Source organism: Bacillus sp. m3-13, assembly GCF_000175075.1.
Classification (GTDB): Bacteria; Bacillota; Bacilli; order Bacillales; family Bacillaceae_I; genus Sutcliffiella_A; species Sutcliffiella_A horikoshii_C.
Genome location: NZ_ACPC01000004.1, coordinates 43323 through 62817, shown reverse-complemented (window position 1 = coordinate 62817; position 19495 = coordinate 43323). Strand labels below are relative to the sequence as shown.

Annotated in this window: 29 protein-coding genes and 1 pseudogene; 2 read left to right on the top strand and 28 right to left on the bottom strand. The window is 42.6% G+C overall.

Going from position 1 to position 19495, the window contains the following annotated elements:
* Positions 1-223 precede the first annotated feature (223 nt).
* A complete protein-coding gene (locus M313_RS0100800) occupies positions 224-460 on the bottom strand; it encodes a hypothetical protein (protein ID WP_029326268.1) in 237 nt (78 codons plus the stop codon).
* Positions 461-602: 142 nt separating this feature from the next.
* On the opposite strand from M313_RS0100800, the gene pdaB reads away from it, so the two are divergent.
* Positions 603-1367 carry a polysaccharide deacetylase family sporulation protein PdaB gene (gene pdaB / locus M313_RS0100795; protein WP_010191565.1) on the top strand — a complete coding sequence of 255 codons (765 nt, stop codon included), beginning with the start codon at positions 603-605 and terminating at the stop codon, positions 1365-1367.
* A 49-nt stretch (positions 1368-1416) separates the two neighbouring features.
* Here the strand turns inward: pdaB and M313_RS0100790 are convergent, their stop codons facing one another.
* On the bottom strand, positions 1417-2019 hold the full coding sequence (locus M313_RS0100790; protein ID WP_010191563.1) for a KinB-signaling pathway activation protein: 603 nt from the start codon (positions 2017-2019) through the stop codon (positions 1417-1419).
* 157 nt (positions 2020-2176) lie between these two features.
* Between M313_RS0100790 and gerD the strand changes: the two genes are divergently transcribed.
* Positions 2177-2803, top strand: coding sequence for a spore germination lipoprotein GerD (gerD, locus tag M313_RS0100785; RefSeq protein ID WP_010191562.1), 627 nt, complete (start codon positions 2177-2179; stop codon positions 2801-2803).
* A gap of 44 nt (positions 2804-2847) precedes the next feature.
* On the opposite strand, the gene salA is transcribed toward gerD, so the two are convergent.
* The 26 genes and pseudogenes from salA to rpsE all read right to left on the bottom strand — a co-directional run bounded on the left by salA (position 2848) and on the right by rpsE (position 19490).
* A complete protein-coding gene (gene salA / locus M313_RS0100780; protein WP_010191561.1) occupies positions 2848-3894 on the bottom strand; it encodes an iron-sulfur carrier protein/transcriptional regulator SalA in 1047 nt (348 codons plus the stop codon).
* A 120-nt stretch (positions 3895-4014) separates the two neighbouring features.
* The gene (gene cwlD, locus M313_RS0100775) at positions 4015-4737 is read right to left on the bottom strand and encodes an N-acetylmuramoyl-L-alanine amidase CwlD (RefSeq protein ID WP_010191560.1); all 723 of its coding nucleotides are present in this window, start codon (positions 4735-4737) and stop codon (positions 4015-4017) included.
* Positions 4738-4799: 62 nt separating this feature from the next.
* Positions 4800-5240: a YbaK family protein gene (locus M313_RS0100770; RefSeq protein WP_010191559.1), complete on the bottom strand. Its 441-nt coding sequence runs from the start codon at positions 5238-5240 to the stop codon at positions 4800-4802.
* Positions 5241-5366: 126 nt separating this feature from the next.
* On the bottom strand, positions 5367-5810 hold the full coding sequence (locus M313_RS0100765) for a hypothetical protein (RefSeq protein ID WP_010191557.1): 444 nt from the start codon (positions 5808-5810) through the stop codon (positions 5367-5369).
* Complete coding sequence (locus M313_RS0100760) at positions 5803-6573, bottom strand: hypothetical protein (protein WP_010191555.1); 771 nt, start codon at positions 6571-6573, stop codon at positions 5803-5805. The genes M313_RS0100765 and M313_RS0100760 overlap by 8 nt, the downstream gene beginning before the upstream one ends.
* A gap of 15 nt (positions 6574-6588) precedes the next feature.
* On the bottom strand, positions 6589-6906 hold the full coding sequence (locus M313_RS0100755; RefSeq protein WP_010191553.1) for a hypothetical protein: 318 nt from the start codon (positions 6904-6906) through the stop codon (positions 6589-6591).
* 735 nt (positions 6907-7641) lie between these two features.
* Positions 7642-8034 (bottom strand): 30S ribosomal protein S9, encoded by a 393-nt coding sequence (gene rpsI / locus M313_RS0100750; protein WP_010191551.1) that lies wholly within the window; start codon positions 8032-8034, stop codon positions 7642-7644.
* A 20-nt stretch (positions 8035-8054) separates the two neighbouring features.
* Complete coding sequence (rplM, locus tag M313_RS0100745; RefSeq protein ID WP_010191550.1) at positions 8055-8492, bottom strand: 50S ribosomal protein L13; 438 nt, start codon at positions 8490-8492, stop codon at positions 8055-8057.
* Between the two features lie 163 nt (positions 8493-8655).
* Entirely contained in the window at positions 8656-9402 is a 747-nt protein-coding gene (truA, locus tag M313_RS0100740) for a tRNA pseudouridine(38-40) synthase TruA (RefSeq protein ID WP_010191549.1), read from the bottom strand.
* 14 nt (positions 9403-9416) lie between these two features.
* Positions 9417-10220, bottom strand: a complete 804-nt coding sequence (locus M313_RS0100735; protein ID WP_034773978.1) for an energy-coupling factor transporter transmembrane component T family protein — start codon at positions 10218-10220, stop codon at positions 9417-9419.
* A complete protein-coding gene (locus M313_RS0100730) occupies positions 10204-11079 on the bottom strand; it encodes an energy-coupling factor ABC transporter ATP-binding protein (RefSeq protein ID WP_010191547.1) in 876 nt (291 codons plus the stop codon). The genes M313_RS0100735 and M313_RS0100730 overlap by 17 nt, the downstream gene beginning before the upstream one ends.
* Entirely contained in the window at positions 11055-11207 is a 153-nt protein-coding gene (locus tag M313_RS27120) for a hypothetical protein (protein WP_503487495.1), read from the bottom strand. The genes M313_RS0100730 and M313_RS27120 overlap by 25 nt, the downstream gene beginning before the upstream one ends.
* A 240-nt stretch (positions 11208-11447) precedes the next feature.
* Positions 11448-11753 (bottom strand): annotated as a pseudogene (locus tag M313_RS27115) (ATP-binding cassette domain-containing protein); the annotation flags it as partial.
* Positions 11754-12502: 749 nt separating this feature from the next.
* Positions 12503-12865 (bottom strand): 50S ribosomal protein L17, encoded by a 363-nt coding sequence (rplQ, locus tag M313_RS0100715; RefSeq protein WP_010191541.1) that lies wholly within the window; start codon positions 12863-12865, stop codon positions 12503-12505.
* A 75-nt stretch (positions 12866-12940) separates the two neighbouring features.
* Positions 12941-13885 carry a DNA-directed RNA polymerase subunit alpha gene (locus tag M313_RS0100710; RefSeq protein ID WP_010191539.1) on the bottom strand — a complete coding sequence of 315 codons (945 nt, stop codon included), beginning with the start codon at positions 13883-13885 and terminating at the stop codon, positions 12941-12943.
* A 172-nt stretch (positions 13886-14057) separates the two neighbouring features.
* Positions 14058-14447 carry a 30S ribosomal protein S11 gene (gene rpsK / locus M313_RS0100705; RefSeq protein ID WP_010191537.1) on the bottom strand — a complete coding sequence of 130 codons (390 nt, stop codon included), beginning with the start codon at positions 14445-14447 and terminating at the stop codon, positions 14058-14060.
* A 29-nt stretch (positions 14448-14476) separates the two neighbouring features.
* Positions 14477-14842: a 30S ribosomal protein S13 gene (rpsM, locus tag M313_RS0100700; protein ID WP_010191536.1), complete on the bottom strand. Its 366-nt coding sequence runs from the start codon at positions 14840-14842 to the stop codon at positions 14477-14479.
* Between the two features lie 20 nt (positions 14843-14862).
* Positions 14863-14976, bottom strand: coding sequence for a 50S ribosomal protein L36 (gene rpmJ, locus M313_RS0100695; protein WP_003156543.1), 114 nt, complete (start codon positions 14974-14976; stop codon positions 14863-14865).
* Between the two features lie 41 nt (positions 14977-15017).
* Entirely contained in the window at positions 15018-15236 is a 219-nt protein-coding gene (infA, locus tag M313_RS0100690; protein WP_010191517.1) for a translation initiation factor IF-1, read from the bottom strand.
* Positions 15236-15550, bottom strand: a complete 315-nt coding sequence (locus tag M313_RS22285; protein ID WP_010191516.1) for a KOW domain-containing RNA-binding protein — start codon at positions 15548-15550, stop codon at positions 15236-15238. Before M313_RS22285 ends, infA begins: the two co-directional genes overlap by 1 nt.
* 13 nt (positions 15551-15563) lie before the next feature.
* Positions 15564-16310: a type I methionyl aminopeptidase gene (gene map, locus M313_RS0100680; RefSeq protein WP_010191515.1), complete on the bottom strand. Its 747-nt coding sequence runs from the start codon at positions 16308-16310 to the stop codon at positions 15564-15566.
* A complete protein-coding gene (locus M313_RS0100675; protein WP_010191514.1) occupies positions 16310-16960 on the bottom strand; it encodes an adenylate kinase in 651 nt (216 codons plus the stop codon). The genes map and M313_RS0100675 overlap by 1 nt, the downstream gene beginning before the upstream one ends.
* A gap of 60 nt (positions 16961-17020) precedes the next feature.
* Positions 17021-18316: a preprotein translocase subunit SecY gene (gene secY / locus M313_RS0100670; protein WP_010191513.1), complete on the bottom strand. Its 1296-nt coding sequence runs from the start codon at positions 18314-18316 to the stop codon at positions 17021-17023.
* Positions 18316-18756: a 50S ribosomal protein L15 gene (gene rplO, locus M313_RS0100665; RefSeq protein ID WP_010191512.1), complete on the bottom strand. Its 441-nt coding sequence runs from the start codon at positions 18754-18756 to the stop codon at positions 18316-18318. Before rplO ends, secY begins: the two co-directional genes overlap by 1 nt.
* 34 nt (positions 18757-18790) lie before the next feature.
* Positions 18791-18973, bottom strand: a complete 183-nt coding sequence (rpmD, locus tag M313_RS0100660) for a 50S ribosomal protein L30 (protein WP_010191511.1) — start codon at positions 18971-18973, stop codon at positions 18791-18793.
* A gap of 13 nt (positions 18974-18986) precedes the next feature.
* Entirely contained in the window at positions 18987-19490 is a 504-nt protein-coding gene (gene rpsE / locus M313_RS0100655) for a 30S ribosomal protein S5 (protein ID WP_010191510.1), read from the bottom strand.
* Positions 19491-19495 lie beyond the last annotated feature (5 nt).

Genomic DNA, 19495 nt, shown 5'->3' with positions numbered 1-19495 from the left:
AACACATTGGCTCAGTTGATGTCAACATTGTTTTTTGTTTTTGTCTTGCAAGCGTTTATGTATCTCGCAGCGACGAATAATAATATACCACGGATTTTCTTTTACCGTCAACTACTTTTAAAAAGTTTTTTCAATTTGTTTTCGTGATGTACTTTCTTCTTCTATACAAGTGTTAGATGAGCAAATAAAAAGCCGCAATTTCTGCGGCTGATCACCTGTAGCTTTAATAGGATTCCCTTTCTCTAAAGACGGCTTTGGATCGGATATATTTCATACACTCTGTTGGTGGAGCAATACGGGTGAACATTTTGTAGAGAATTTGATAGCGTTCTTCCATGGCATGCTTTACTACTCTATCGATGCGATGATCCTCAAAATCGTGTAAGAGTTCTTCAAGTTCTCTTCTTAACAAGTATTCCATTTCTTTCACTTCTTTATTGTTTAACAGCATCCCTAACATTTCTTCACCTCGAAAAAATACTTTATAGTGTATTTTTTCCACCAAAACGGTTTTTATGAAACATTTTCCTAAATATTTTTTGCATAAGATTTGTCCTATTGAATATTTATGAAAGTAGATACTGTGGACAAGGGGGCTAAGCATGACTAATTTCTATGTTATTAACGGAAGAAAGCTTAAGCAATTATCCATCATCATTTTAGCAGCATTCTTCACTGCAGGGATTTTATATATAGAGAACTTTTCCAATCAGCCTGTGTTTTCAACCAAAGATGGACCCCGAGCAATCTATAAAGGGGAAGGCAGTAACAAGGAGGTTGCTTTGTCCTTTGACATTAGCTGGGGGGATGAGAAAGCTCTTCCCATCTTGGATTTATTGAAACAAAATAGCGTAACTGGTGTGACATTCTTCTTATCTGCCTCATGGGCGGAGAGGCATCCGGATATCGTGAAACGTATTGTGGAGGATGGGCATGAAATTGGGAGCATGGGGTATGCGTATGAGAATTACCGGGACCTTGAAGACTTGAAAGTAAAGAGGGACATCTTAAAAGCCTTGGATGTATTCGAGAAGCTAGAGGTCAAGAAGGTCAATTTGCTTCGCCCGCCTAAAGGTGCTTTTGATAAACGCGTACTTGAGATTGCCAATTCACTCGGGTTTACTGTGGTGCATTGGAGTATCGATTCTCACGACCTGATTAATCCTGGGAAGGAAATTATCGTGGATAATGTGACAAAGAATTTGAGCAATGGGGATATCGTTCTTCTTCATGCGTCCGATTCTGCCAAACAAACCGAGGACGCTTTACCGGAGATTATTCGGTATATCAAAGACAAAGGGTACGAAATAAGTAGCGTCACGGAACTGATCAACAACACGAAAGCCAAAAGCAAAGAAGTTCAATAACTCCCATTAAAAAAACGGCGCCTCTCCCAATCGGAGAAGCGCCGCTTTCTTATTTTGTTGCAGAGGTTTTATTCAACCGGTGCAATAATAATAACTGATAGGAATTACATGCCAATAAAGGGAACAGCATGAATAACAGCCACCCTGGTTCATTTTCCCTAAGTGCTGGGAACCACTCGATTGTTGTTACCACCACCATAAAGAACAACGCAGGAATAAATGCGTGTTTATTGGTCTGGGCCTTTTTCACATAGGCTACGAGCAAGCCGTACACTAAAAGGAAAATCGGAAACCCGAAATAAGGAAGTAAGGAATCTCCTTCATTTGCAAAAGATATATAACGGAAATACACAAGATCAAATAAAACGAAAACAATCAGCACCAATTGTACGGCACTCCAAAGGGATTTGAATATACCCAATCCGAATCGGTGTATCGTCAAGTAGGCGAAGAATCCCATTTGACTGATGATGCTGAATATCAAACCTACTCCTATGTACCAGGCAATGATGGATAGAAATTGAAGGTATTCTCCATTTGCAAATTGTGCTGTATGTTGATCCCAACGGACTATGAACGCAACAATAACGGTTGTTACCGCTCCGACTAGCAGCGTGGAAAGAAATAATCGAACCCAATTACGACTGTTCACTTTCTTTTCCTCCATTTAACACAGATTAAAGACACTAGTTCCCATTTTACCAATGTATCCAGTAAAAATCCATCATCCCTACCTTGCAAATTTGTATATTTGTTTAACTTTGTCGCATATTAATCGTATGAAATACATGTTGGAAGGAGTTTTCTTGATGAAAAGCTACCTTTTGCCGCCGCTCCTTCTTTCTCTCCTTCTTACTGGTTGTGCAGAGAGTGAAAAAGGCGGCCAAATGGATTACGACGAAACCAAAAAAATGGTTGTTGATATATTAAAGACAGACGATGGAAAAAAAGCGATTGAAGAAATCATGGCTGACGATAAGATGAAGGCTAACTTTGTCCTGGATCAGGAAGTCGTGACAAAATCGATCGAGCAGACATTGGACAGCGAAAAAGGCGCGGAATTTTGGAAAAAGGCGTTTGAAGATCCTAAGTTTGCCGAGACTTTTGCAAAGAGTATGCAAAAAGAACATGAGAAACTTATTAAAGACTTAATGAAGGACCCTGAATATCAAGCTATGATGGTGCAGATTCTGCAAGACCCTGAGATGGAAAAGCAAATGATAACCGTCATGAGCGGACAAGAATATAAGAAACATCTACAACAAGTGATCACTGAGACTTTTGAGAGTCCGTTGTTTAAAGCCAAACTACAAGACCTATTGTTAAAAGCCGCTTCTGAAATGCAAGGCGGAGAAGGACAAGGTGGCGGTGGGCAAGGTGAAGAAGGTGGCGGCTCGGAAGGCGGACAGGAATCTGGCGGTGGTTCGGGTGGATAAAAAACAAGCAGACCCACAAATTATAAGGGTCTGCTTGTTTTGTTTTACGTTAATTCCACCACTTTTGATGCAATGTTTAAATAGATTTTCCCAAGATCATGGTCTTCTTGGTAGATGGACGGTGCAAAGTCATCGTCATTCCAGTCCGGTTGTTGTAATGGAAGTTGTCCAAGAAGCGGTGCCTGCAACTCTTCTGCAAGCTTGTCTCCTCCACCTTTTCCAAATACATACTCTTTTTCACCCGTCTTCTTGCTTTCAAAGTAAGCCATGTTTTCAATGACACCAATTACTTCATGGTCCGTTTTAATCGCCATTGCCCCAGCTCTAGCTGCAACGAATGCTGCTGTCGGGTGAGGAGTCGTTACGATTAATTCTTTACAGGATGGAAGCATGGAGTGCACATCAAGCGCCACGTCCCCTGTTCCTGGAGGCAAGTCTAACAGCAGGTAGTCTAAGTCTCCCCACTCCACTTCATTAAAGAAGCTGTTCAACATTTTGCCAAGCATCGGACCTCTCCAAATAACCGGTGAGTTGTCCTCTACGAAAAAGCCCATGGAGATTACTTGTACCCCAAAACGTTCCACCGGGATGATCTTTTCGCCGCGCACTACCGGACGTTTCGTAATACCCATCATATCAGGCACGCTAAAACCGTAAATGTCTGCATCAATTAAGCCGACTTTTTTTCCAAGACGTGCTAATGAAACCGCCAAGTTAACGGATACCGTTGATTTTCCAACGCCGCCTTTTCCTGAAGCGATGGCAAGGAAGGTTGTTTTGTTGCTTGATAGAAGTGTTTCTTCCTCTTTAGGAGCCTCCACGCCGAAACGCGCGACTACTTCTTGCGGAAGTTCCATGAAACGAAGGCCAACCGTTGCCGCCCCCGCTTCTTTTAAAAGATTAACGATGGTACTTTGCAATTGCATTTGCTCTGCCGTACCAGTCTTGGCAAGCGCCACCTTCACACTGACATGATTCTTTTCTTCCTTGATGGAGATTTCTTGTATCGCGTTTGTTTCTTCAAATGTTCTATGTAAAAACGGATCATGTAGATCTTTTAATAACTGTACTACTTTAGCTTCTGTTAACACTGTGACCCCACCCTTATGTGATAATAGTCTATTTTCAGAATTGAATTCGTTTACAATTTTAGTATAACATATAGACCGCTTGAATTTATCGTTATGTGCCTATAAAAAATCCCCCTTTTATTACTCAGGGGGATCTGGAAGCTCTTGTTCATTTGTATAATGACGCATCACTCCATTATAGATGGAAGCTGCTAAGGATTTTTGGTATTCTTCTGTGTTCAATAAGGCCCGTTCGGAGGGGTTGGACAGAAAGCCCACTTCTACTAAAGCACCCGGTATTTCGGCATTTTTCAAGATAAAAAGCGTATTCATTGATTTAGCATAACGGTCTGTGTTTTCCAAGTTGACCCTGAACTCTTCTTGAATAAATTTCGCCAATCGTTCATTTTCCTTGTGTTTCGTCCCATGGTAGAAGGTTTGTGCCCCTCTCCATCTTGGTGACGGGATGGCGTTTAGGTGAATGCTGAGAAAAAGGTCTCCGTCGGATTCATTAATCAACTCAATCCGTTTACGCAAATCCTCTACCTTTCTGCGGCTATACCCTTTTGTTGCAGGATCGGCAAGGTCAACGTCCTCTTCTCTCGTCATCAACACTAAAGCCCCTTGCTCCTGAAGGTAATCTTTCACATAACGGGAAACTTCTAGCGCCACATCTTTTTCTAAAACATCGCCGCCCACCGCCCCTCCATCAGGTCCACCGTGGCCAGGATCAAGGATGATAATCTTGCCGCTTAACGGCAGACTCCACTGCTCCCATGTATCTTTTGAAAATAATTGATATTGAAAAACGGCGGTCACCGTTAAGATTACCGTTAGAAAAGCCCAGAATTTCCACCTTTGCATATGTATCCCTCCCGCATGTCCACTCTTTACACTATATGGGACAAGGGGGAAGTTTATGATAATTAGTGCAACCTCATGCGGTACCTTTTTTCACCTTTATGGAAGCCTTCTCGCCACCAGTAATCCACGAAGGCGTCGCACGTCATATAAAAAGATTCATGAACCATATCATTGTCACCGATGGAACCCCAGTACAAGAAATAATCATACAAGGTATCAATCAAATATTTCTCTTCCACATGGCACCGCGTTTTCACCTGCTCTGCATTTTCACCGTAATATCCAAACTTACTATATGAAGCACCAAGAAGATACGCCTCGATTGCTACATCTAGACAGCCCTCTTCTATGGCAGTTACCTGTTTTTTATTTTTTAAGTATGGCGAGAAAAAATCCTTCACCTTTGTTCGTAAAACCTCGAGTGATATTTCACGCAGCATCTTGCGTTCGTATTTCATCTGCTTTTCTCTGCGCTTTTCCTTAAAGGTTGTTACTACAGTCATCTCTTTCACACCCTTTCCCGATTAGTTTCCTAATGGGCGAGGGCTTTCATGCGCGCAAAGAATGAGTACGTTTTTCCAAGTATGGAATTGAAAAAAAACCTGCACAACCAGGCGCAGGCGAAAGGACTATTCAGTTTGGTGAAGCGCATCTTCACAGGCTTGTTCTATCTTTAAATACGCTTCCTCCATAATTTTCCCCAGTTCATTCATAAACTGCTCCCGCTGACCTTCCTCATCTATTTGGATGGATTGGATAAGGTTCTCCGTATAGCTTTTGAGTTCCTCTTTGCTTTTTTCTGCTTCTATAGAAGTAAAATTGGCAACTTCCTTATTAGCCTGATTTAATGAAACGGCGATTTCTTCTTTTAGAATCGCCATTTGTGCTTCTTTTTCTGTCAGGATCTCTTCTTCAAAAGCTTGAATGGATTCCTGTTGCTTCCCTTCAAACCAACTTGTGAGCAAAGTTTTAATATTGGAACTGGCATAGGCCGTTTTCCATTCTGCTGTAAAAAGAAGTGCCAAGACCATCATCGTCACTATAAACAGTCTCTGCTGGCGCTTATTAGTCATTAATGCTTTCCATTACTTCATCAAGGCTTGCTTTTGCTTCTTCTTCTAATTCCAAAGCCTTCGCCGTGATGATACTTTGCTGCTCACTCACCAAATCATTAATTATAGATGTTAACGCTTCACGCAGGTCGCTCAACTTGAATGTGATCTGTCGCTCCAGATTATGTCTGCTTACCTGCTCTTCCATCGCCAGCTGTGCGGACAGTTCTTCTTTGGCCTGTGCAATAGCATCTTCCAACTCGGTAACAGCGGAATCTTTTGCGGAGGTCAACTCCTGTGTCATTTCATTTACAGCAGCTTGTCCCGTTTCACTGGTGAAATCTTGGAAGCTTTCCTCGACCGTTCCCATCGCTGCATCTCCCTGGTTCTGAATTGCCATGTATCCTTCTAAGAAAATATTTTGATACACTTGGTAGTTCATGTTTGCAAGCAATGCTGCTTTCTCTTCGTCTAGTGAAGCTATATGCTCATCCTTCGCACTCAAAATTTCCGTGCCTGCCCTTGTGAGTTCTGCTTCCATTTTTTCATTGATTTGCATGCCGGCACCAACTTTGAGCTGCTCAGTACTTGCTGCCCAGTTTGCAAATGCCTCACTAGCTGCCGTTTCATTATCTGCCAAAACAGACTGTTGTGTATTGCCAAATAATCCGTCGTACCACTGTCTCAATGGCGACCCTTCACTTGCACTTGCAAACGTCATACCCACTCCGGACACTAAACCTACCGCTACTGTACCTGCTACTAATTTCTTTTTCCAAGTCATCCTCTATCTCTCCTTTTAAGGTTTATTATTTTCATCTAATAATTCCGCGAGATATTGCTCAAGTTCCTGGGTCAATTCTTCGTCCAGCCTGGATTGGCGTTCATCGAAATAACTGTCAAGAGTATTCTGTTTTAATTGTGTTTTCGCTTGTGTGAGCTGTTGTATGTAATCTGCTTGGTGGTTTTGTATATTGCTCTTTGTTGAGGTGGTGGTGGACTTGAAGAACTCTTTAATTTCTAAGGAGTGTTGGGAGTTGTCTATTTCTTGGAGTGATTCTGAAAAGATGTTGTTGAAGCTTTTATGGTCAAGATAGCCTTTGATATTATCTGTCATCCAATCTTTAAGGCCGTGCCAGCTAGTAGCTTGAACTTGGGTGCTAGCAAAGAAAAAACAGGCCAGAATCAGAATTGGAACCGTTAATTTATGTCTTATGACGAGTTACCTCCTTTTCTTCTTTATTAAGAACTAATGATAAAGCAAGTTCTAAAATTTATTAAGTTGCATAGTGCCTATTTTATTCATTATATAGAACAGGCGGATTTGGTTGTTTTTTCCTAATTTTTACTTAGTTTCCAGGTTTATATGTGAAATACTGCTTAGGTAGAATGGCGGGGGGTGGCTTGGTGTTTAGTCGTTAATTTCAAAGGAAATCAATGCGGACACGGCTTCATCAGCTGTATGAGGACCCTTCTCGCACAAAATTCAACCAACTCATGTCTTCATCAGCCTTATGAGGACCCCTCTTGCACAAAATTCAACCAACTCATGTGTTCATCTGGCGTATGAGAACCCCTCTCGCACAAAATTCAACCAACTCATGTCTTCATCAGCCTTATGAGGACCCCTCTCGCACAAAATTCAACCAACTCACGTCTTCATCAGCCTTATGAGGACCCCTCTTGCACAAAATACACCCCTCTCACGTCTTCATCCTTCGTATGAGGACCCCTCTCGCACAAAAAACAGCCAACTCATGTCTTCACAATAACACCCCTCACAAGTCCGCCAAAATACCAAAAAACCCCCAACCACAAAGGGTCGGGGGTTTTCCATATTGGAATCCGAAGATTAACGTTTTGAGAACTGAGGTGCACGACGAGCGCCCTTAAGTCCGTATTTTTTACGCTCTTTCATACGCGCGTCACGAGTTAGGAACCCTGCACGCTTTAAAGTAGCACGGAACTCAGGATCAGCTTGCAATAATGCACGAGCGATTCCGTGACGGATCGCACCAGCTTGACCAGTGTATCCTCCACCGTCAACGTTTACTAATACATCGTAGTTACCTTCTGTTTCAGTAACTGCCAATGGTTGTTTAACAACGTTACGTAGAGCTTCGAATGGGATGTAGTTTTCGATATCACGATCGTTGATCACGATTTGTCCGTTACCAGGAACTAGACGTACACGTGCAACGGAGCTTTTACGACGACCTGTGCCGTAGTATTGTACTTGTGCCAAAGTTATACCCTCCTTATTAATTAACCGCGAAGTTCGTAAACTTCAGGTTGTTGTGCTTGGTGTGGATGCTCGCTTCCAGCATACACGTTCAATTTTTTAGCTTGTTGGCGGCCAAGACTTCCTTTTGGAAGCATGCCTTTGATTGCTAGTTCTAACATCTTTGTAGGATAGTTAGTACGCATTTCCAAAGCCGTTCTTTGTTTAAGTCCACCTGGGTGCATTGTGTGACGGTAGTAAATCTTACCGTTCAACTTGTTACCTGTTAAGTGGATTTTTTCTGCATTGATAATGATTACATGATCTCCAGTGTCTACGTTTGGAGTAAAAGTTGGTTTATGTTTACCACGTAAAATGGATGCAACTTCACTTGCAAGACGACCTAAAGTTTGACCTTCAGCGTCAACCACGTACCATTTACGATTAATTTCGCTAGCTTTCGCCATAAACGTTGTACGCATTAAATTTCCCTCCTAAAAAAATAAAGCTTTTATTTTTCATTTCTTAATATATTTTATTCATCACGATGAAACTCTTCCGGGGCTTGATCGTGGGGTTAAAATACATACCATGTGATATCTTATCTCTTTTTCGCGAGATTGTCAAGAAGATGTTACACCAGGATTAGTTGTCATCATAAACCACGTTCCATAAGTATAAACCGTGTGCTGGTGCCGTTTTTCCTGCCGCTCCCCTATCTCTTGCTTCCAGGATAGAAAAAATATCTCTTGGTAATTTTTTACCTTGTCCAATTTCAAGTAAAGTACCAACAATGATCCGGACCATATTGTATAAAAAACCGTTGCCGATTATGCGAAACTCCAGCTCCTCGCCGTTCCTCACAACTTCCAACGAGTAAATGGTCCTCACCTTGTCCTCTACCTCTGTTTTGGCTGAACAAAAGCTCGTGAAGTCGTGTTCGCCAATTAAATGCCCACACGCCTCCTTCACAGCTTCCAAATCCAACGGGTACGGATAGTGATACACCTGATCTCGATCGAATACATTAAAGTCCTTTGCCAAGCTCACCTTGTAACGATACTCTTTTTTTACCACATCAAAACGCGCGTGGAAGTCCCCTGAGACAGACTCCACTTTCTTCACCCAAATATCTTTAGGCAGATGGGCATTCAGCGCATTCTGCCAGGCAGCCACAGGAATACTCAGAGGCGAGTCAAAGTGCAGGACCTGTCCGACCGCATGAACACCTGCATCCGTGCGGCCAGAAGCGGAAACCTTTACCTCTGTCCCCTTATGGATTCTGGATAAAGCCCTCTGGACCTCCAGCTGGACTGTACGCTTCTCTTTTTGAATCTGGTAGCCTTCAAACCCTGCGCCGTCATAGGTTAGGATACATTTTAATCTATTCATCATATCTAACTCCATTATGTTCGGATAAGAACTAAGATAAACGTAAGGACAGCTAAGGTTACCATCAATAAGGTATCTTTCAACTGCCATTCCAGCAAACGGAATTTCGTTCTCCCTTCGCCGCCTTTGTACCCGCGTGCTTCCATCGCCGTAGCAAGCTCCTCAGCGCGTTTAAACGCACTGATGAACAAAGGGACAAGCAAAGGGATCAACGCCTTTACACGCTCCTTCAGAGGCCCTACAGTAAAGTCTGCTCCCCTTGCACTCTGCGCTTTCATAATCTTGTCGGTCTCCTGCATCAATGTCGGGATGAATCGCAAGGAAATTGACATCATCAGGGCAAGCTCATGGACAGGTACACCCACCTTTTTAAACGGACCAAATAACGTCTCCATCCCGTCTGTCACCTCAATTGGTGTAGTGGTCAAGGTAAGGATGGTAGTGATTGTGATCAAGAATAAAAAGCGTAAGGATATAAATATAGCCTGTATGATGCCTTCTTCGTACACCTGAATAAAGCTTACTTCAAAGAGCAGCGTTCCTTCTTTCGTCAAAAAAACATGAAATAGCATCGTAAAAATAATGATCCAGATAATCGGTTTGAGTCCTTTTAATATAAAGGGGACTGGTATTCTGGTAAGCAACACAATCGTCAACGTAAAGGCCGCAAGTAGCGCATATCCCCACACATTATTGGCAAGAAACACAACCATGACGAAAATAAAGACAAGCAGCAGTTTTGCCCTCGGGTCCATCCGGTGAATAAGAGAGGTTCCCGGCACATAACGGCCGATAATCAAGTTATTCAAATCCCTCATCCCCCTTTTTCAAACGGGAGGAGATCGCTTCTGCCACTTCTTCCACAGTCAGACATACTTCCCTGAATTCTAGATTCAAACGGGAGCCCAGCTCTTTCATAAACAGAACCGTCTCCGGAACGTCCAATCCAAGCTTCTTTATTTCCTCCGCCTGACTAAAAATCTCCCTTGGTGTCCCTTTTAACCCAACAGTCCCTTTGTTCATGACCACAATGGAATCTGCGTACTTTGCCGCATCCTCCATGCTGTGGGTGACTAAGATGGTGGTGAGGTTCTGCTCTTTGTGCAATTTATAAAAAAGGTCCATGATTTCTTTTCGGCCTCGTGGATCCAGCCCTGCTGTCGGCTCGTCCAGTACTAGGACCTCCGGCTGCATCGCAAGTACTCCGGCAATGGCCACACGGCGCATCTGGCCACCACTTAAGTCAAACGGGGAAGACTCCAAATATCTATCAGGCAGACCAACAAGCTTAAGTGCCTCTCTTGCCCGCCTTTTTGCTTCCTCTTCCGGAACACCAAAATTAAGCGGACCAAAACAAACATCCTTCTCCACCGTTTCATCAAACAGCTGATGCTCAGGAAATTGAAAAACAATCCCTACCTTTTTGCGCAATGCCTTGATGTTCTTTTCCTTCTTATTAGCGTGCAACGTGATGTCGCCCACTTGAATACTGCCGTTTGTAGGTCGTAACAGTCCATTAAGGTGTTGCAACAAGGTAGACTTCCCGGAACCTGTATGACCAATAATGGCGGTATAGGAGTTCTCAGGAATCAACATGTCCACATCAAAAAGGGCGATCCTTTCAAAAGGAGTATTCAGCTGATAGCGATGTTCTAAATCTTTGATTGTAATTTGCATAACTCATCCATCAGCCTTTCCCTATTGGTCGGATCTGTTTCAAACTCCACACCCAACTGCTTCAGTTTATTCGCCAAGATGATAGGAAAAGGCAAATCAAGACCTATCTCCACAAGCTTGTCTCCCATACGGAAAACTTCTTCCGGGGTTCCCTCGCCGTATACTTCTCCGCCGTTTAACACTATAATTCGATCTGCTCTTGCTGCTTCTTCCAGGTCATGAGTAATAGAAATTACCGTTACCCCCACCTGCTGCCTGAGCTCTTCTATTGTGTCGATTACTTCCTTCCGTCCGATAGGATCGAGCATACTTGTAGCTTCATCTAAAATAATAATGGACGGCCTTAAAGCAATTAAGCCAGCAATAGCCACACGCTGCTTTTGGCCTCCCGAGAGCTGATGTGGTTCTTGGGTTAAAAAAAGATTCCATCCCGACTTTTTCAATTCCCTCTGCCACACGCGTAAGCATTTCTTCGCGGGGGACGCCAATATTTTCTAAAACCAAACGCAACATCGTCCTCTACCGTCGAACCCACGAATTGATTATCAGGATTCTGAAAAGACCATTCCTACCTGTCTTCTAATATCCCAAATAGTCTCCTCCGTTAACTCTGTTCCTTGCACTGATACAGATCCATCTGTTGGAAGCTGCAAGCCGTTCAGGATTCTAGCCAACGTGGACTTGCCGGAGCCGTTATGGCCAAACAATTGCAGTCCATTCTCCTTGCTCCACTTTCAGATTAATATTCTTTAACGTATCCTCTTCTTGGTTTGCGTAGCGGAAGGACAAACCCTTCACTTCTAAGATGACCATCGAAATACACTCCTCTCTTCTCCGCTTAACTAACTCTCTCTACTATAGACATAACCTTCTAAAAAAGAAAATAAGTACTGTTCTGCTCCAAAAATGTAAAAGCAAAGGGTTTAGGATATACTCCCTGTTGCTTTGCGTTCCAGGTGTTCGCTTTCCGCGGGAAGGTGCTTGAGCCTCCTCACTTCGTTGCGGGGTCTCAACCAACCTTTTCTCCCCCGCTGGAGTCTCACACCTTGCACTCCAAGCAACCGGGGGTTACTGGTTACAATTCATAGATAGTCGAGACTTTAACCCCTTCTTGATCTCCAAATCTATATTCAATGAAATTTGCAGCTGGTGATTGGAGCAAAAGGCGTAGACTCCTGCAGGGGAGTAGCGACAATGTTGAGACCCCGCAGGGCGCAGCCCGAGGAGGCTCAAGGTCGCCCCGCGGAAAGCGCAGCCTTTTGCGGAGATCACCAGCGATGTATCAAACAGTCTTCTAATAAAATGGACAAAAAAATAAAGGGCATAGATCAGTCATTACAACTGTCCGCCCTTATTTATGACTGACTATAGCAAGTTAAAAGATTCGTTGCCTCCTCTTCAACCCACTATCATCTAATATATATTATACAAGTTCAATGATAACCATTGGAGCTCCGTCTCCACGACGAGGTCCAAGTTTCATGATACGAGTGTATCCACCTTGACGCTCTTCATAACGTGGAGCGATATCAGCGAATAACTTTTGAACTGCGTCTTGACCAGTTTCTGCGTTCGCTACTTCATGACGAACGTAAGAAGCTGCTTGACGACGAGCATGCAAGTCACCACGCTTACCAAGAGTGATCATTTTTTCTACTAAAGAACGTAATTCTTTCGCACGTGCTTCTGTAGTTTCAATGCGCTCACTGATGATCAAGTCAGTAGTTAAGTCACGTAACATTGCTTTACGCTGTGCGCTAGTACGACCTAATTTTCTGTAACCCATGTTGATGTTCCCTCCTTCTGTAGAAAGTAATGAAACGTTCAAATACATAAAGATGCCTAGTTTTACGAATAAAAACTAGTCATCTTTACGCAGGCCAAGACCAAGCTCTTCTAATTTGTGCTTGACTTCCTCTAAGGACTTACGGCCTAAGTTGCGAACTTTCATCATATCTTCTTCTGTCTTATTTGCAAGTTCTTGAACAGTGTTGATGCCAGCACGCTTCAAGCAGTTGTAAGAACGAACAGATAGATCCAATTCTTCGATAGTCATCTCTAGAACTTTCTCTTTCTGATCTTCTTCTTTTTCTACCATGATTTCCGCGTTTTGCGCTTCATCTGTCAGACCTACAAATATATTTAAGTGTTCAGTTAAAATCTTTGCCCCAAGTGCTACTGCTTCTTGTGGACCGTTACTACCATCTGTCCATACATCTAATGTAAGCTTGTCATAGTTAGAGACTTGGCCTACACGTGTATTTTCAACATAATAAGAAACGCGAGAAACTGGAGTGAAAATAGAATCAATCGGAATAACACCGATCGGTTGATCTTCACGTTTGTTTCCGTCCGCCGTTACATATCCGCGACCGCGTTTAGCAGTGAAACGGATACGCAAGTGAGCGTCCTTCGCCAACGTTGCGATATGAAGGTCAGGGTTAAGAACTTCCACATCGCTGTCATGTGTAATGTCAGCAGCTGTTACAGCTCCTTCTCCTTGAACATCAATCTCTAACGTCTTCTCATCATCTGAATAGATTTTTAATGCTAGCTTCTTAACGTTCAAAATAACTGTTGTAACATCTTCAACGACGCCTTCAATTGTTGAGAACTCATGCAGTACACCATCTATTTGGATAGATGTTACAGCGGCACCAGGAAGTGAGGATAAAAGAATACGACGTAAGGAGTTACCCAAAGTTGTTCCATATCCACGCTCAAGTGGCTCGACGACGAATTTACCATAGTTGGCGTCATCGCTGATTTCAACCGTTTCGATTTTTGGTTTTTCGATTTCTAACATTCATAACCCTCCTTCAAAACGTCGAAACCCCGGAAAGACATAGAATGTCTTACCGAAATTCCCCATAGGTATGTCCCGATTGTGCACAACAACAACATTTAATTATCTCTGTATATTTTTAAACTGTATCATCAGCCATTATTGACATGTATACAAAATCTATACAGACAAATTAAACACGGCGACGTTTTGGTGGACGGCAACCGTTATGAGGTACTGGGGTTACGTCTCTGATAGCAGTTACTTCAAGACCAGCTGCTTGTAAAGCACGGATTGCTGCTTCACGACCAGCTCCAGGGCCTTTAACTGTAACTTCAAGAGTTTTTAAACCGTGCTCCATGCAAGCTTTAGCTGCTGTTTCAGCTGCCATTTGCGCTGCGAATGGAGTAGATTTACGAGAACCTCTGAAGCCAAGAGCACCTGCACTAGACCACCCAATTGCATTTCCGTGAGAGTCAGTAATCGTTACGATTGTGTTATTGAATGTTGAACGGATATGCGCGATACCTTGCTCAATATTCTTTTTCACACGGCGTTTACGTGTATTAGTTTTGCGTGCCATATTTAACTTACCTCCTTACTTACTTAAAATTATTTCTTTTTGTTCGCTACAGTACGACGAGGTCCTTTACGTGTACGAGCATTGTTTTTAGTGTTTTGACCGCGAACCGGTAAACCACGACGGTGACGAAGACCACGGTAGCAACCGATCTCGATTAGACGTTTAATGTTAAGAGATACTTCACGACGAAGATCACCCTCAACTTTAATTTTATCTACAACATCACGAATTTTTCCTAATTCTTCTTCCGTTAAGTCGCGAACGCGAGTGTCTTCAGAAACACCTGCTTCAGCTAAGACTTTCTCAGCTGTAGAACGACCGATACCGAAAACATATGTTAATGAAATTACAACGCGCTTGTCGCGAGGAACATCAACACCAGCAATACGTGCCATATATGCGCACCTCCCTCAAGTTATCCTTGTTTTTGTTTGTGTTTCGGGTTTTCACAAATAACCATGACTTTGCCTTTTCTACGAATAACTTTACATTTTTCGCAGATTGGCTTAACAGATGGTCTCACTTTCATCTTATATTACCTCCCTGATAGTACGGAGTGCTAAAATAGGTTTATTTAAAACGATACGTAATTCTACCGCGTGTTAAATCGTATGGAGAAAGCTCCACCGTTACTTTATCTCCTGGTAGGATTCGAATAAAGTGCATACGTATTTTCCCAGATACATGGGCCAACACAGTATGACCATTTTCCAATTCTACTTTAAACATAGCATTTGGTAAAGTCTCAATGACCGTACCTTCTACTTCAATTACATCGTCTTTCGCCATTAATTAAGTTCTCCCTTCTTCAAATCAGTAACAAGCTCATTGACAAACTTGGTCACTGCAAAGCGCAGCTTTCCATTTGTCACACGGCCTGTTTCCTTCATACTGTTCTGAACTTCTGGAGACACGTAATCAAAAAATTCAAGATGATGAATGTTCTTTTTCTTTGGGCGGTCAAACTTCCGCTTGTCTCCATCCGCTAGGACGACAAAACGCTCATCAAGAATTTTAATAATTACGGCATACTGTCCGGCATCTCTGCCTTGAGTAATCGAAACAATTTGGCCTACTTGCAAAGTCGAATCAGATTCGATCAAGCAATATCACCTCTTAGGCTTTTGTTAAGATCTCGTAGCCTGTTTCTGTAATAGCGACCGTATGTTCAAAATGAGCACACATTTTACCGTCAACAGTAACAACAGTCCAGTCATCTGCTAGCGTTTTTACGTAGCGGGTGCCTGCATTGACCATTGGTTCAATTGCAAGAACCATACCAGGTTTTAACCGTGGACCTTTGTTAGGAGGTCCGTAATGAGGAATTTGTGGGTCTTCATGTAAGTCTTGACCAATTCCATGCCCTACATACTCTCTCACAATTGAAAAATCGTGAGCTTCCGCATACGTTTGAATCGCATGGGAAACATCAGAGAGACGAGCGCCCGGTTTTACTTCCTTGATGCCTTCATACAATGATTGTTCCGTGACTTCAAGTAATCGCTTTGTTTCATCGGATATGTTACCAACAGCATACGTCCAAGCGGAGTCACCGTGGTAGCCATTATACTTAGCACCAATATCTATGCTAATGATATCTCCGTCTTTCAGTACACGATCGCCGGGAATACCATGAACAAGTTCTTCATTGACAGAAGCGCAGATGCTTCCGCGAAAACCATTATACCCCTTAAACGAAGGAATTGCATCATGTTTGCGGATGAATTTCTCAGCAATATCATCCAATTGCTTCGTTGTTACACCAGGTACAATGTGCTTTTTTAATTCTTGGTGTGTTAGAGCGACAATTCTACCTGCTTCTCTCATGATCTCAAGTTCACGAGGAGTTTTACAGATAATCATTACGCCTGACCTCCAAGAAGTTCTTCTATATCAGCGAATACTTTATCGATCGCTTGTTGGCCATTGATATTGCGAAGATAGCCTTTGGACTCGTAGAAGTCTAACAATGGCTTAGATTGTTTAACGTTCACTTCAAGACGGTTACCCACAGTCTCTTCGTTGTCATCAGCACGTTGATAAAGTTCTCCTCCACACTTGTCACAAACGCCATCCTTTGCAGGCGGGTTGAATACCAAGTGGTAAGTAGATCCACAATCTTTACAAATACGACGTCCAGTTAAACGCTCCATAAGAATGCTTTGATCGACATTGACATTGATGACATAGTCAATTTTACGACCTAGTTCTTCTAGGATTTGCTCAAGAGCATCTGCTTGAGGAACCGTTCTTGGGAAACCATCTAATAGAAAGCCGTCTTTGCAATCTTCTTTTTCTAATCTTTCACGAACGATACCGATCGTCACTTCATCCGGAACAAGCTGACCTTGATCCATGAAAGACTTAGCTTTCATGCCTAGTTCAGTTTCTTCCTTCATAGCAGCACGAAACATATCTCCAGTAGAGATATGAGGGATATTGTACTTTTCGACAATTCGTTCTGCTTGAGTACCTTTACCGGCACCCGGAAGTCCCATTAGAACTAAATTCATCTTTTTGCCCCCTCAGTATCTTGTGAAGTATATTGGGATAAATTTATCCCAATTACTTCATTACTTGATAAAACCTTTATAATGACGCTTCACTAACTGGCTTTCTAGCTGCTTCATCGTCTCAAGTGCAACACCTACGACGATCAGTAGACTAGTACCGCCAATCTGCACTGCTGCAGGAAGACCGGCAAAGCTCATAAAGATAATAGGTAGGATAGAAATAGCTGCTAAGAATAAAGCACCAACAAATGTTAGTCGGTAGATAATCTTTGTCAAATATTCCTGTGTATTCATACCAGGACGAATTCCTGGAATATATCCGCCTTGTTTCTTTAAGTTTTCTGCCATCTGTTCAGGATTAGACTGAACAAATGTATAGAAGTAAGTGAAGGCAATTATAAGAGCTACATATACAACCATACCGATTGGATTCGTGTAGTCAAAAGAACTAATAATCCATCTTGTCACAGCATTCTCGTTAAAGAATGAAGCAATTGTCGGTGGTGTAATGATAAAGGATACTGCAAAGATAACCGGAATTACCCCTGCTGCATTAACCTTTAAAGGTAAGTGTGTAGTGTGTCCTCCACCAGTAGGAGCGCGACCTGCCATCTTCTTCGCATACTGAATCGGAATTTTACGTAACGCTTGCTGAATGAAGATTACACCTACGATAACAGCTAAGATTGCAAGAACGATGAGTGCAACAATAACAAGATTCAAGAACAACTGATCACCAGCATCCTGGATCAAAGAAGCGTAAATCTGATTTGCGCCGGTTGGGATTGCAGATACGATACCAGCGAAGATTAGAATGGAGATTCCGTTTCCTACGCCATGTGCCGTGATTTGCTCACCAAGCCACATCAAGAATGCAGTTCCTGCTGTTAACACTAATGCTATTAGCAGATAAGTAGTGAAAGTCGGATTCATAATCAATTGACCATTGGCCATTGTGTTAAACCCGATTGACATACCAATTGCCTGGATGAAACCAAGTACAATGGTAAAATACCTAGTGAATTGAGCTAGTTTGCGACGTCCAGCTTCTCCTTGTTTTGACCACTCCGTAAACTTCGGAACAACATCCATTTGCAATAATTGCACGATGATGGACGCTGTGATGTATGGCATTACACCCATGGCTAGAATAGAGAAGTTCTGAAGAGCTCCACCACCAAAAGTATTCAGGATACCAAAAACACTAAGTTCATCCTGGAATTTCAAAATGTCAGAGTTCACCCCTGGTACTGGGATAAACGTACCGATACGGAATATTACTAACATTAATAGGGTGAAGACAATTTTCTTTCTTATATCACCCACGCGCATAAAATTGGAGAATGTCTGGAACATTAAATCACCTCAACTGAACCGCCAGCTGCTTCGATAGCTTCCTTAGCTGCTGAGGAAAATTTATGAGCACGAACTGTAAGCTTTTTCTCGATAGAACCGTTACCCAATACTTTAAGACCAGCGTTTAATTTGCTAACTAAACCTGTTTCAAGAAGTAATTCAGGAGTAACTTCAGTTCCTTCGTCAAAGCGGTTTAAAGTATCAAGGTTGATGATTGCATACTCTTTGCGATTGATGTTCGTGAATCCGCGCTTTGGTAAGCGTTGGAATAGAGGTGTTTGACCACCTTCGAATCCAGGACGAACGCCACCGCCTGAGCGTGCATTTTGACCTTTATGACCTTTACCAGAAGTTTTTCCGTTACCAGAACCAGTTCCGCGACCTACACGGTTGCGCTCTTTACGAGATCCTTCGTTAGGTTTTAACTCATGAAGTTTCATTGTGGCACCTCCTTATTTAAAAAACCGTATCTATTTATTGCTCTTTCACAGTAACAAGGTGAGATACCTTGTTAATCATTCCACGGATAGCTGCGTTATCCTCATGGACAACTGTTTGGTGCATCTTTTTCAAACCAAGAGTTTGAACAGTCGCACGTTGATCTTGTGGACGACCGATTACACTGCGAGTGAGGGTGATTTCCAATTTGTTCGCCATTTTGTTTCCCTCCTTATCCTAACAGTTCTTCTACCGTTTTACCACGCAATTTAGCAACGTCCTCTGCACGTTTCAATTGCTTTAATCCGTTAAGTGTTGCACGGATCATGTTGATTGGTGTGTTAGATCCTAAAGATTTAGAAAGGATGTCTTGAACACCCGCTAACTCAAGTACCGCACGAACTGGTCCTCCAGCGATAACCCCAGTACCCTCAGAAGCAGGTTTCAATAGGATTTCTCCAGAACCGAATTCTCCAAGTACTTGGTGAGGAATTGTTGTACCAACGATTGGCACAGCAACTAAGTTCTTTTTCGCATCTTCAATTGCTTTACGGATTGCTTCAGGTACCTCTTGAGCTTTACCAGTACCAAAACCAACATTACCGTTTTTATCTCCAACTACTACAAGAGCAGCAAAGCGGAAACGACGTCCACCTTTTACTACTTTCGCAACACGGTTAACCGTAACAACGCGTTCTTCAAGTTCTAATTTGTTTGGGTCAATACTACGACGCATCAGTG